At 66.1% G+C, this 12495-nt stretch carries 11 protein-coding genes; 7 read left to right on the top strand and 4 right to left on the bottom strand.

Going from position 1 to position 12495, the window contains the following annotated elements:
- Nucleotides 1–16: 16 nt before the first annotated feature.
- The 3 genes from AC1D1F_RS16725 to waaF are packed head-to-tail and all read left to right on the top strand — an operon-like array spanning nt 17 to nt 2183.
- Nucleotides 17–955 carry a branched-chain amino acid transaminase gene (locus AC1D1F_RS16725; protein WP_436155747.1) on the top strand — a complete coding sequence of 313 codons (939 nt, stop codon included), beginning with the start codon at nt 17–19 and terminating at the stop codon, nt 953–955.
- A 9-nt stretch (nt 956–964) separates the two neighbouring features.
- Entirely contained in the window at nt 965–1180 is a 216-nt protein-coding gene (locus AC1D1F_RS16720; protein WP_477674982.1) for a zinc-finger domain-containing protein, read from the top strand.
- Nucleotides 1167–2183 (top strand): lipopolysaccharide heptosyltransferase II, encoded by a 1017-nt coding sequence (gene waaF, locus AC1D1F_RS16715; RefSeq protein ID WP_477674981.1) that lies wholly within the window; start codon nt 1167–1169, stop codon nt 2181–2183. The genes AC1D1F_RS16720 and waaF overlap by 14 nt, the downstream gene beginning before the upstream one ends.
- Here waaF and AC1D1F_RS16710 read toward each other — a convergent pair.
- The 4 genes from AC1D1F_RS16710 to AC1D1F_RS16695 all read right to left on the bottom strand — a co-directional run bounded on the left by AC1D1F_RS16710 (nt 2180) and on the right by AC1D1F_RS16695 (nt 6878).
- A complete protein-coding gene (locus tag AC1D1F_RS16710) occupies nt 2180–2797 on the bottom strand; it encodes a carboxymuconolactone decarboxylase family protein (RefSeq protein WP_477674980.1) in 618 nt (205 codons plus the stop codon). The genes waaF and AC1D1F_RS16710 overlap by 4 nt on opposite strands.
- 300 nt (nt 2798–3097) lie before the next feature.
- A complete protein-coding gene (locus AC1D1F_RS16705; protein WP_477674979.1) occupies nt 3098–4339 on the bottom strand; it encodes an ATP-binding protein in 1242 nt (413 codons plus the stop codon).
- 6 nt (nt 4340–4345) lie between these two features.
- Nucleotides 4346–5062: a response regulator gene (locus tag AC1D1F_RS16700; RefSeq protein WP_436155751.1), complete on the bottom strand. Its 717-nt coding sequence runs from the start codon at nt 5060–5062 to the stop codon at nt 4346–4348.
- 196 nt (nt 5063–5258) lie between these two features.
- Complete coding sequence (locus AC1D1F_RS16695) at nt 5259–6878, bottom strand: AmpG family muropeptide MFS transporter (protein ID WP_477674978.1); 1620 nt, start codon at nt 6876–6878, stop codon at nt 5259–5261.
- A 25-nt stretch (nt 6879–6903) separates the two neighbouring features.
- Between AC1D1F_RS16695 and AC1D1F_RS16690 the strand changes: the two genes are divergently transcribed.
- The 4 genes from AC1D1F_RS16690 (at nt 6904) to AC1D1F_RS16675 (ending at nt 12494) form a co-directional block, all read left to right on the top strand.
- Entirely contained in the window at nt 6904–7746 is an 843-nt protein-coding gene (locus tag AC1D1F_RS16690) for a M48 family metallopeptidase (protein WP_477696713.1), read from the top strand.
- A gap of 27 nt (nt 7747–7773) precedes the next feature.
- Nucleotides 7774–8931, top strand: a complete 1158-nt coding sequence (locus tag AC1D1F_RS16685; RefSeq protein ID WP_477675013.1) for an HPP family protein — start codon at nt 7774–7776, stop codon at nt 8929–8931.
- Between the two features lie 302 nt (nt 8932–9233).
- A complete protein-coding gene (locus AC1D1F_RS16680) occupies nt 9234–9575 on the top strand; it encodes an Hpt domain-containing protein (protein WP_477696714.1) in 342 nt (113 codons plus the stop codon).
- A gap of 21 nt (nt 9576–9596) precedes the next feature.
- Entirely contained in the window at nt 9597–12494 is a 2898-nt protein-coding gene (locus tag AC1D1F_RS16675) for a PAS domain S-box protein (RefSeq protein WP_477696715.1), read from the top strand.
- Nucleotide 12495: the final 1 nt, after the last annotated feature.

The following is a 12495-nucleotide window of genomic DNA, read 5'->3' as shown; positions in this document are numbered from 1 at the left end:
GAACAAGGATCCCATCATGTCCCCAGTAGCACCCTCCATGGCAGACCGCGACGGCAAAATCTGGATGGACGGCCAGATGGTCGACTGGCGCGATGCCAAGATCCACGTGCTGAGCCACACCCTGCACTACGGCTGCGGCGCTTTTGAGGGCGTGCGCGCCTACAACGCTACCGGCGGCACGGCGATTTTCCGGCTCGAAGAGCACACCGAGCGCCTCTTCAACAGCGCCAAGATCCTGCGCATGAAGATTCCCTTTACCCAGGCTGAAGTCAACGAGGCCACGAAAGCCGTGGTGCGCGAGAACAAGCTGGAGTCCTGCTACATCCGCCCGCTGACCTGGATAGGCTCGCAAAAACTCGGCGTCAGCCCCAAGGGCAACCAGATCCACCTGATGGTCGCGGCATGGCCCTGGGGCGCCTACCTCGGTGAAGAGGGCATGAAGCGCGGCATCCGCGTCAAGACCTCCAGCTACACGCGCCACCACGTCAACATCACGATGACGCAGGCCAAGGCGGTCAGCAACTACACCAATTCCATCCTGGCCAATATGGAAGCGCTGGACGACGGCTACGACGAGGCCCTGCTGCTGGACGCCTCGGGCTTCGTCAGCGAAGGCGCGGGCGAGAACATCTTTGTGGTCAAGGGCGGCGTGGTCTACACGCCCGACCTGTCGGCCGGCGCGCTCAACGGCATCACGCGCAACACCATCCTGCACATCTGCAAGGACCTGGGCCTGGAACTGGTGCAAAAGCGCATCACGCGCGACGAGGTGTATATCTCCGACGAGGCTTTTTTCACCGGCACGGCCGCCGAAGTCACGCCTATCCGCGAACTCGACCGCATCGAAATCGGCGCCGGCTCGCGCGGCCCCATCACCGAAAAAATCCAGAGCGCCTTCTTTGACATCGTCAACGGCCGCAATCCGAAATACGCCCACTGGCTCGCCAAGGTTTGAGTCCGCACCATGACCACCACTACCTCTTCTTCCGTTGAACTGCTGGCTTCGGACCTCAATGCGCAAGGCGGCGTCTACTGCCCCAGCCCCAAGGCCGACATGAAAATCTGGAACAGCCATCCCAAGGTCTACCTGGACGTGGCACGCACCGGGAGTGCCAAGTGCCCTTACTGCGGCACCGTTTACGCGCTGAAGGCCGGCGAACACTTCGGTGGAAGCCACTAAAAACGCCCTCGTCATTGCGCCGCAGTGGATAGGCGACGCGGTGATGACGGAGCCGTTGTTGCGCCGCTTGGAGGCGCGCGGCGAGCGCCTCACGGTCGGGGCCTTGCCCTGGGTGGCGCCGGTGTATCGCGCCATGCCGCAGGTGGCCGAGGTCATCGAATTCCCTTTTGCGCACGGCGGCCTGCAGTTCCGCGAACGTCGCGCGATCGCCAAACGCATTGAAGGCCGGTTCGACAAGGCCTATGTGCTGCCGAATTCGCTGAAAAGCGCGCTGCTGCCCTTCCTGGCCAGCATTCCCGAGCGCATTGGCTATTTCGGCGAGGCGCGCGTGGGCCTGCTCACGCACCGGCTCAAGAACCCCAAGAACAAACCGCCCATGGTGGCGTTTTATTCAGCGCTGAGCGGTGGTGCCGACCTGGAGAAAGACCGGCCGCAGTTGCAGATGGCGCCCGCTGACATCGACCAGGCGCTGGCCGAACTCGGCTTGCAGCGCGGCGGCTTTCACGTGTTCGCGCCCGGCGCCGAATACGGTCCCGCCAAGCGCTGGCCGGCCCGCCATTTCTCGGAACTGGCCGACCGGCTGGATTTACCGGTGGTGCTGCTGGGTTCGGGCAAGGAGGCGGCGCTGTGCGAAGAGATCGCCGCGCCGGTGAACGCGGTGCAGCCCGGAAAATGCCTGAACTTCGCGGGCAAGACCTCGCTGGTGCAGGCCCTGTGCCTGATTGCCGCCTGCAAATCCACCATCAGCAACGATTCGGGCCTGATGCATGTGGCTGCGGCCTTCGGTGTTCCGCAGGTCGCGATTTTCGGCTCGTCCAGCCCGCTGCACACGCCACCGTTGAGCGACAAGGCGGCAGTGCTTTGGCTCAAGGCTGACGCGGACTATCAGCCGCCGCTGGACTGCGCGCCCTGCTTTGAACGCGAATGCCCGCTGGGCCATACGCGCTGCCTGAACGACATCGCGCCTGAGCGCGTGCTGGCGGCGCTGGCGCCAAAGCCCTAAGCGGGGAAGGGTGACAGGGGCTCAACGCCCGGCTTGCCCTGCGTCGGCGTGCGCGCCACGTTCATCACCCAGCACACCATCACGAAGTAACCGACCAGGCTCACGAGCTCGACCACGCCCTGTTCGCCAAAGGTCTTGACGGCCGCGGCATAGGTGGCGTCGCAGCAGCCATGCTGCCTGAGCACCTCAAACACCAGGTCCAGCGCAACCGCTTCGTCGGCGGCCATGCCCGTGGGCTGCCTGCCGTCGGCGATGGCGTCCACGGTGGCCTGGGCCACGCCCGCAGCCACCGCCAGCGGCGCGTGCATCAGCCACTCGAACTGGTTGGCGGTATGGCGCGCGGCGACGCAGGTCGCGAGTTCGCGGATGCGCGCGTCCAGCATGCTCTCAAAGCGCAGGTACGCCCCCACGTCGCCGACGCGGCCCATGAGTTGCGGGCTGCGCAGCAGGGGGATGAAGGGGCCGAACACGGCCTTGCGCGGCCCGGCGATGATGGCGTCGGCGGCTTCGCGCTGCGCCGGCGACATGGCTTCGCGCGGCATCAGCGGCATGCGGTCCGCGGTGGACGAAAAAAAGCCCTGGGGAATGTTGGCAGGCTGGGGGGAGGTGCTCATGGCTTGGCGTCCTGTGGTGGGAGAGATTCCCTAGGGTATCAAAGCCCGCGCTGCCCGGTGCCGGGACAAAAAAAAGGCCACCTCGCGGTGGCCTTTTGAAGGTTCTCCTGGGTGGGAGAACGTCGTTGGGAGATCAATAAATGCTTCACCGACGTCTGTTTTATTTCCCTGTTTCCCTCAATTGCGGGTGTTGTGACAGCAACGCCGGGAACTGTCGCCGATTGCACGCGCTTTGACCATTCTCCAAATAGAGGAGGACGTGGGATTTTTGCTGAATCGGCCGGGATTTCGTGATTTATTTCACGCTGCCGGCTGGGCCATCGCATGGGCCACCGGCAGTTCCACGATGAAGGACGCGCCGCCGCCGGGCCGTGCCTCGCAGCGCACGCTGCCGCCATGCCGCTGGCTGATGGACTTGACCAGCGCCAGGCCCAGGCCCACGCCGCCTTCGCGCTCGCTGGCGCCGGGCAGGCGGTAAAAGGGCTCGAAGATGCGCTCGCGCTGGCCGGCAGGGACGCCCGGGCCGCGGTCGTGCACCTTGACCACGGCCAGCTGCCTGGCGCCGACGCGGGTCTGCGCGAGTTCCAGGTCGATCTCGCCGGTGCCGTAGCGCCTGGCGTTTTCCAGCAGGTTGCGGATGAGCCGGCGCAACAGGCGTGGCGAGCCCTGCACGGTCAGGCCGTGGCTGGTGGCGTCCAGCCCCAGGCCGGCGCCGGCCTGGTTGCCGGGTTCGGCGCTCAGCTCGGCATTGACGCGCGCGCATTCCTCGGCCGCCAGGCCCGTGAGGTCCAGGGTTTCAAAGGGCTCGGCGTCGGCCTGCTTGGCGTCCAGGCGGCTGGCCAGCAGGATTTCGTCGATCAGCTGGTCGAGTTCGGTGATGCTGCGCGAGATCTCCTTGCGCTGCGGCGAGGCGGCGTCGGTGCCCATGAGCTCCAGCCCCATGCGGATGCGTGCCAGCGGCGAGCGCAGTTCATGCGAGGCATTGGCCAGCAGCGACTTGTGCGACTCCATCAGGGTCTCGATGCGCTCGGCCGCGTGGTTGAAGCGCCGGGCCAGGAAGGCCACTTCGTCCGTGCCTTCGGCATTGACGCGGGCCGACAGGTCGCCCGCGCCCCAGCGTTCCACGCCGCGCTGCAGGGCTTCAAGCCGCTGCGTCAGCCGGCGCATGACGGGATAGGCCCCCAGCGCCACGGCCAGGCCGACCAGGCCCAGCATCCAGCCGAAGCCGAAGCCGAAAGGCGGGCGCATCCAGGGATTGCCGGGCGGGCGCTTGGGCCGGGGCAGCAGCAGGTTCAGCGTCTGGCCGTCCTTGGTCGTGACGTCGAACTCAAGGTCGTCGCCGAGCTTGCGGTCGGGACGGGTCTGCGCCGTGCCTATGACTTCGCCCTTGTCGTTGTGCACCAGCACTTCGCGTATCGGTAGCTGCGGCGGGTCGGCGCTCAGGCGCCAGGCCGCGCCGACCAGGAAGGTCAATACGACCACGGTGGCGACCACCGCGAGCCATATTCGTACGTACAGATGTGAAGTGAAACGGCTCCACATAAAAATCTAGTCCTGCTGCTTGGCGAACACATAACCCACACCGCGCACGGTGAGTATGCGTTTGGGGTCCTTGGCGTCGGCCTCGATGGCGCTGCGGATGCGGCCCATGTGCACGTCGATGGAGCGGTCGAAGGCCTCCAGCTCGCGGCCGCGCACGGCTTCCATGATCTGGTCGCGGCTCAGCACGCGGCCGGCGCGCTCGGCCAGCGCCACCAGCAGGTCGAACTGGTAGGAGGTGAGTTCGCAGGGGGTGCCCGACACCGAGACGGTGCGCGCATCGCGATCGATTTCCAGCGAGCCGAAGCGCATGACCTTGTGGCCGCCGTTGGCCGCGGCGTTGCCGGTTTCGCCGCCGCGGCGCAGCACGGCGCGTATGCGCGCCAGCAGTTCGCGCGGCTCGAAGGGCTTGGGCAGGTAGTCGTCGGCGCCGATTTCCAGGCCGACGATGCGGTCCATGGGGTCGCCCTTGGCGGTGAGCATCAGCACGGCGGTGTTGGCGGTTTCGCTGCCCTGGCCCTTGATGCGCCGGCACACTTCCAGGCCGTCCATGTCGGGCAGCATCAGGTCCAGGATGACCAGGTCGGGCGTGTTGCCTTCCAGTGCGGCCAGCCCACTCGCGCCGTCGGCCGCGTGGGTGAAGCCATAGCCCGACTGGCGTAGATATTCGCCCACCATGTTGGCCAGGCGGGCGTCGTCTTCGATCATCAGGAGTTGTTGGGTCATGGATGGGTCCTCGGTTGCAGGGCGTGTCCCCCGGGGTGGATCACAATGGGTTTATGCTGCGCCGCACGCAACAATCGCACTTGAAGCCATCGTAAAGTTACGGTAAACCGGGCGGCAACCTGCCAGCATACTCCGCCGCGCGGGCATCTGGTAGCTGTTTTAGAGCTATCGATTTGATAGCGTAAGGTTGCTGCCCCTATTGGGATTTCGGGGCCTGCATCCGCGAGGCCAGGGCGACCAGTACCAGTACCGGCAGGCCCAGCAAAGCGGTCGCGGTGAAGAACTGGCTGTAACCGAAGGCATCCACGTATTTGCCCGAATAGCCGGCCAGGAACTTGGGCAGCAGCAGCATCATGGAGCTGAAAAGCGCGTACTGGGTGGCCGAATAGTTGACGTTGGTCAGGCTGGACAGGTAGGCGATGAAAGCCGCCGAGGCGATGCCGCTGGAGAGATTGTCGGCCGAGATCACGAAGACCAGCGCGTTGACGTCATGGCCGCGCGTGCCCAGCCAGGCGAACAGCAGGTTGCTGCCGGCGCTCAGCACGGCGCCCAGCATCAGCACGCGCATCACGCCCAGGCGCATGGCCATGGCACCGCCGATGAAGGCGCCCACCAGCGTCATGATGACGCCGTAGATCTTGGTGACGGCGGCGACCTCGTCCTTGGTGTAGCCCATGTCCACGTAAAACGGGTTGGCCATGATGCCCATGACAACGTCGCTGATGCGGTAGATGGCGATCAGCGCGAGGATCACGATGGCCTGCTTGCCGTAGCGCTTGAGGAACTCGGCGAACGGCAGGTAAAAAGCATGGTCGAACCAGACGGCTGCCGGCACCAGCCGCACCGGCAGCGCGACGCGAATACCTGTTTTGGCCAGGCCGATGACGGCCAGCACGTAGATGAGCGCTGGCAACAGGTAGGCGCTGAGGGCCAGGTAGTAGCCCAGCAAGACCATGCCGGGTGCGATCAGCAGCAACAGCACAAGGAGCGCGAGCGTCGCGAACAGCACTGCGCCATACAGGGGAATGCCGGTGGCGGCAAAGCGTGCGCGGGTCGCCGCGGTTTCAGCGTCGCTTTCGGCGCGGGCGCGCTCGGCAGGCTCCGATGAAAACAGCACGGTGATGATTCCCGGCAGCATGGAGAAGGCCATCACCAGGTAGGCGGCTTGCCACGCTCCAGGCTGGTAAGCCGCGGCGTTGGGGACTTCGGCGCGCGCGGCGATCCACAGCACGCCGGCACCGGCCCAGATCATTGCGATGCGGTAGCCGGTCTGGTAGGCCGCCGCCAGCGCCGCCTGGCGTTTGGCATCCGCGGACTCGATGCGAAAGGCATCGAGCGCGATATCCTGCGTGGCTGACGCAAACGCCACGGCCAGCGCGCACCACACCATGGGCTGCAGGGACAACTTGGGGTCGTTCAGCGCCATGCCGCACAACGCGCCGATGATGGTGAACTGCGCCAGCAGCAACCAGCTGCGGCGGCGCCCCAGCAGGCGTGTGAGCACCGGTATCGGCAGGCGATCCACCAGCGGCGCCCACACCCATTTGAAGCCGTAGGCCAGGCCGATCCAGCTCAGAAATCCGATGGTGGTGCGGTCGATGCCCGCTTCGCGCAGCCAGAAGCTCAGCGTGCCGAAAACCAGCAACAGCGGCAGGCCCGCCGAGAATCCGAGCAGCAGCATGCGCAGGGTGGCGCGCTCGGCGTACACGCGCCAGACGCTGGCCCACGATACCGGTGCGGTGCTGGTGGATTCGGGGAGGGAGGAGGAGGCGCCCGGTGCCAGGGCGGATGAGGGGGTTTTGTCTGACATGGCCATTTCGATTTGTGACTATTATTCACCCATGTGCTTTTTATGCGACGCAAAACATTCCGCCTGGCCCGGCCGCCGGGCATTCCTGCTGGCCGCCGCCGGCACCGCGGCGACGGCTGCCACCCTGCCGCTGCGCGCGCAGGTGGATGTCGGGCCCTCATCCCAGCTGCGCAACCTCGTACCCGCCGACGAGATTGAAACCGCCGCCACCCAGGAATACAGCAAGCTGCTTGCCGAGGCCCGCGCCAAGGGCTCACTGGCGCCGCAAGGCCACCCGCAACTGCAACGGCTGCGCACCATTGCCGCAAAGCTGGTGCCGCAGACCGCCCAATGGAACGACCGCGCCAAGCAGTGGCGCTGGGAAGTCAACCTGCTGGGCAGCAAGGAGATCAATGCGTTCTGCATGCCGGGCGGCAAGATCGCCTTCTATACCGGCATCCTCGACCAGCTCAAGCTGACCGACGACGAGGCGGCCATGATCATGGGCCATGAGATGGCCCACGCGCTGCGCGAACACGCCCGCGCGCGCATCGCCAAAAGCCAGGGCACCGGCACCCTGCTGTCGCTGGGCGCCCAACTGCTGGGCTGGGGCCAGATGGGCGACCTGGCCGCCAGCATAGGCACGCAGCTGCTGACGCTGCGCTTCAGCCGTGAGGACGAAACCGACGCCGACCTGGTGGGCCTGGAACTGGCCGCGCGCGGCGGCTACAACCCGCAGGCGTCCGTCAGCCTCTGGGAAAAAATGGGACAGGCCGGCGGCGGTGCCGGTGGCCCTAGCTTTCTTTCGACTCACCCTTCCGGCCCCGAGCGCATCCAGCAATTGCAAGCCAACGTGCCCAAGGTCCAGGGCCTATACCAACGCGCCCGCGGCTAAGCTGGCAGGCCGCCCCTGGTGACCGGTTTGACGCAGCGCGCTGCATTCTTCTCGCGCGCGTGGTGGCGGTCCTTTCGCCCCGCGCGCACCCGCATCAACACGCGCGAACGCCTGCGCCTGGTGGCGGGCTCGCTGCTGGGAATTTTTCTGACGGGTTTGTTGTGCCACCTGGCAGGCCGGGTCGTGCCCGGCCTGCCCTGGCTGGTGGCGCCGCTGGGGGCCAGCGCGGTGCTGGTCTTTGCCGTACCGGCGAGCCCCATGGCGCAGCCCTGGCCGGTGGTGGGCGGCAACACGCTGTCGGCACTGGCCGGCATCGCCGGGGTGCACGGCGTGCACCTGCTGGGTTCCCCCGAACTGGCCGCGGCCCTGGCGGTGGCCACCGCCATCGCGCTGATGCTGGCTTTGCGTTGCCTGCACCCGCCTGGTGGCGCCACGGCGCTCATGATGGTGCTGGGCGGCATTTCCAGCCCGGTGTTCGCTTTTTATCCTGTGATGCTCAACTCGGTGCTGCTGGTGGCCGTGGGCATCCTTTACAACAACGCGACGCGCCGGGCCTACCCGCACACGCAGCTGCCGCCACCGGGCGCAGCGCCCTCGGCCGAAGACCGGCAGCTCGACGCCGACCTGGACGCGGTGCTGGCACGCTACAACCAGGTGCTGGACGTGAGCCGCGACGACCTCAAGGTCCTGCTGGCGGAAACGCGGCTGCGCGCCTACGACCGAAAGCTGGCCGAGGTGCGCTGTGAAGACATCATGTCGCGCGACGTGGTGACGGTGGAGTTCGGCACGCCGCTGGAGGACGCCTGGGCCTTGCTGAGGGAGCGCCGCATCAAGGCGCTGCCGGTGGTCGACCGCGGCTTTCGCATCGCGGGCATCATCACGGTCGCGGATTTCATGCGGGCCGCAGACCTGGACCTGTACGACGGCTTTGACGCCAAGCTCAGGCAGCTGGTGCGCAGCACGCGCAGCGTGTATTCGGAAAAGCCGGAGGTCGTGGGGCAGATCATGACCCGCAATGTGCGCGTGGCCGGCCGGCAACGCCGGCTGGTGGAGCTGGTGCCGCTGTTCGGCAGCACGGGCCACCACCACATTCCCATCATCGGGGAGGGCGAACGGCTGGTCGGAATTATTACCCAGTCGGATCTGGTCGCCGCACTGGGACGCGCCGCCGACCCGGCCGCCTGACACGCGGCGGGATGCTTCAAGCATGAGGTCGAAGGTACTCATGTGCGAGCGGATTTTTCGCATCCTTCGTTGCGAATAAAGCCATAAGACCTAGCAGGCAAGGCGGAGGCGGATTTCCCATCTGGTGGCGCATGCCGAATCAGCGTGCCGTGCGGTGACTACTCGTACTTGTCCTACGCTGCTTTTTGATACTTGCGCCTTAAGATGGTCCGCATGAGCTCTCCCCATGCTCCAGGATTAACTGCCTTTTCCCCGCCGCTGCGGGGCATGGGTCCAGGGCGGGTGCCCTCCATCCCCAAGCCATGAAGAGCACCGACCCGGCCCTGCTCGCATTCCTGGAGGAGCAGCGCGCCGATTACACCCGTTCCCTGCCGCGTCGCCTGGAACAGGTCGGCTTGCTCTGGCAGCAGATCCTGAGGGGCGAGGACCTGGCCCAGGCCCTGCCGACGCTGGAGCGCCACGCGCACAGCCTGGCGGGTTCCGCGGCCACTTTCGGCTGGGCGGACCTCGGGCTGGCCGCGCAGGCGCTGGAGCTGGCCCTGGAACCCCATGTCGGCAAGGATCAGGCGCTGGCGCCCGAGGCCCGTGCCGAGCTCGGCAAGGCCGTCGAAGAACTGCAGCAGCGCTTTCACGGCGCAAGCTGACACCGCCCGAACGGATTGCCCATGCCTGCCTCCGCCGCCTTCCTGTCCAAGATCAAACTCGCGGTGGCGGCCGGCGTGGTGCTGATGACGGTGGTGGGCGCGGCGTCCTACCTGACCATCAGCCGCCTGCTTGAAACAGCCCAGTCCCGCGTGCGCACCGAAGACACGCTGGTCATGCTGGAGCGCGTGGATTCCAGCCTGCGGTCGACCGAATCGGCGCTGCGGCAGTACCTGCTGAGCGGCAACGCCGACGATCTGGAAGCCTTCCAGGCTGCCAGGGTTGAGCTGCGCACCATCAGGGCCCGCACGCGCAGCGCCAACGTGCTGCAGGAGGCGGCGGAGTTTGATGAATTGATCAACCAGCGTGCCCTGATCGCCAACCAGTCCATCGCGGCGCGCAAGGCGGCCGGCCCCGAAGCGGCGGCCGCCGTTCTCGGCAGCGATGCCAGCCGGCAGTTGCGGCTGCGCACCAACGGCCTGCTGGAAAACGCGCGCAACCGCGAGGTCTACAGGTGGCGCGACGCGCAGGCCGTGGCCGAACGCAGCGCCCAGTGGGCGCAGGGCTTCATCATCGCCGGCAGCATGCTGTTTTTTGCCATGCTGGGCTGGGTGGGCTATGTGGTCAAGCATTACGAGCAGGTGCGAAAACGCGGCGAAGCCCAGTTGCGCGACAGCGAGGCCATGAGCCGCAGCATCACCGAAGGCATGGTGGAGGCCGTGATCACCACCAGCGCCGATGACATCGTCCTGGAGGCCAATGCCGCCGCCCTGCAACTCTTTGGCTATGCGCGCGACGAACTGGTGGGGCGCGATGTTTCGGAACTGGTGCCGGAACGCCTGCGCCGCCAGTACAAGGAATTCACCGGCATGATGCGCGCGCGGCCTGAAGCCTTCCGGATCGCCGGGCGCGAGGTGCGCGCCCTGCGCAGGGACGGCAGCGAATTCCTGGTCAGCGTGTCCTTCGGCGACGTGGAGGTGGGCGGCAGGCGCCTGTTCACCGCCGTGATGCATGACATCACCGAAAGCAAACGCACCACCGAAGCCTTGCGAGCCAGCGAGTCGCAACTGCGCCAGGTCACCGACACCGTGCCGGCCCTGATCGCCTACCTGGACACCGACCAGCGCTTTCGCTTCCACAACCGGGCCTATGAGGACAACTTCGGCCTGAGCTACGAGCAGATCGACGGGAAGCCGCTGGCCGACGTGCTGGGCCCGCAGGTCTATGAGACGGTGCGGGAAAAGGTGGATGAGGTCCTGAGCGGGCATATGGTGCGTTATGAGCGGACGCAGATCACGCCCCAGGGCGAGCGCAGGCACTACGCGATGCAGTACTTCCCGCGTTACGGCGAAGGCACCAGCGCGGACAAGGTGATCGGCTTTTTCTCGCTGGGCACCGACATCACCGAACTCAAGCGCATAGACCGCATGAAGACCGAGTTCGTCTCCACCGTCAGCCACGAGCTGCGCACGCCGCTGACGTCGATACGTGGTTCTCTGGGCCTGATCTCGGGCGGCGTGGCCGGCCAGTTGCCCGAAGCCGTCAAGAGCCTGGTGGGCATTGCGCAAAACAACTGCGAGCGCCTGATCCGGCTGATCAACGACATCCTGGACAGCGAAAAAATCGAATCCGGCAAGCTGCGCCTGGACCTGCAGGTGGTGGACCTCAAGCAGCTGGTGCAGCAGGCGCTGGTCTCCAATGAGGGCTTTGCCAGTCAGCACGGCGTGAGCCTGGTGATGCGGGCGCCCGACACGGCGCTGCACGTGCGCATCGACAGCGACCGCATGACCCAGGTGCTGACCAACCTGCTGTCCAACGCCGTGAAGTTTTCGCCCAAGGGCAGCCCGGTGGAAGTCAGGCTCTCGCGCACCGGGCAAAAGGTACGGACCGAGGTGGTCGACGTCGGCCCCGGCATTCCGGAGGAGTTCAGTAGCCGCATCTTCCAGAAGTTCTCGCAGGCCGATTCGTCCGACACCCGCCAGAAAGGCGGAACCGGCCTGGGCTTGAATATTTCCCGTGCCCTGGTCGAAAAAATGGGCGGCACCATCGGCTTCTCCAGCAAGCTCGGCGCGGGCACGACCTTCTTTTTTGAAATGCCCGAATGGACCAACCCGGTGCCGCTGCTCAAGCCGCTGAGGCCGCCCGCGATTTCCTCGCGCCCGCGCATCCTGATCTGCGAAGGCGACCCCGACGTGGCCAAGCTGATCAGCATGATGCTGGGCAAGGCCGGCTTTGATTCCGACATGACCTTCAGCGCCGAGCAGGCGCTGGCCTGCCTGGCCTCCAATACCTACGATGCGGTGACGGTGGACCTCAAGCTCCCCGGCCAGAACGGCGTGTCCTTCATCGGCCAGCTGCGCGAGGACGAGGGGACGCGCAACCTGCCCGTCGTGGTGATCTCGGCCATGGCCGAGCAGGGCCAGCTGCAGTTCAACCGCAAGCCGCACACGGTGTCTGACTGGCTCAAGAAACCCATCGACGAAAACCTGCTGGTGCACAGCCTGCGCCGGGCCGTCGCCAGCCTGGACTCCGGCAAACCGCGCATCCTGCATGTGGAGGACGACCTGGACATCCAGCGCATCACCGCCGCCATCGCCCAGGACTTCGCAAGCTTTGAATTCGCTGCCACGCTGGACGAAGCCCGCGACCGCCTGCGCGAGCACCCCTTTGACCTGGTGCTGCTGGACCTGGCGCTGGGCAGCCATTCGGGCTGGGACCTGTTCGAGGACATCGACGCGCTGGACCCGCGCCCGCCGGTGATCGTGTTCTCGGCCGGCGACGTGGACCCGGCGGACGGCAGGCAGGCCGACGCGGTCCTGGTCAAGGCCCATACCTCAAACACCGAACTGCTCAATACAATCCAGCGAGTCCTGCAGATTCCCGGCGACCCGGGCCCCGTCCGTTCCCAAACCTTGAACTGAA

Source organism: Polaromonas sp. P1_H6 (assembly GCF_056405195.1).
The sequence above is the reverse complement of the archived record's forward strand: the minus strand, read 5'-3'. Positions and strand labels throughout refer to the sequence as shown.

Bases quoted from the DNA above. Each gene is read 5' to 3' on its own strand.
- AC1D1F_RS16725 (WP_436155747.1), top strand. From the start codon at position 17: ATGTCCCCAGTAGCACCCTCCATGGCAGACCGCGACGGCAAAATCTGG.
- AC1D1F_RS16720 (WP_477674982.1), top strand. From the start codon at position 965: ATGACCACCACTACCTCTTCTTCCGTTGAACTGCTGGCTTCGGACCTC.
- AC1D1F_RS16710 (WP_477674980.1), bottom strand. From the start codon at position 2,797: ATGAGCACCTCCCCCCAGCCTGCCAACATTCCCCAGGGCTTTTTTTCG.
- AC1D1F_RS16705 (WP_477674979.1), bottom strand. From the start codon at position 4,339: ATGTGGAGCCGTTTCACTTCACATCTGTACGTACGAATATGGCTCGCG.
- AC1D1F_RS16700 (WP_436155751.1), bottom strand. From the start codon at position 5,062: ATGACCCAACAACTCCTGATGATCGAAGACGACGCCCGCCTGGCCAAC.
- AC1D1F_RS16695 (WP_477674978.1), bottom strand. From the start codon at position 6,878: ATGGCCATGTCAGACAAAACCCCCTCATCCGCCCTGGCACCGGGCGCC.
- AC1D1F_RS16690 (WP_477696713.1), top strand. From the start codon at position 6,904: ATGTGCTTTTTATGCGACGCAAAACATTCCGCCTGGCCCGGCCGCCGG.
- AC1D1F_RS16680 (WP_477696714.1), top strand. From the start codon at position 9,234: ATGAAGAGCACCGACCCGGCCCTGCTCGCATTCCTGGAGGAGCAGCGC.
- AC1D1F_RS16675 (WP_477696715.1), top strand. From the start codon at position 9,597: ATGCCTGCCTCCGCCGCCTTCCTGTCCAAGATCAAACTCGCGGTGGCG.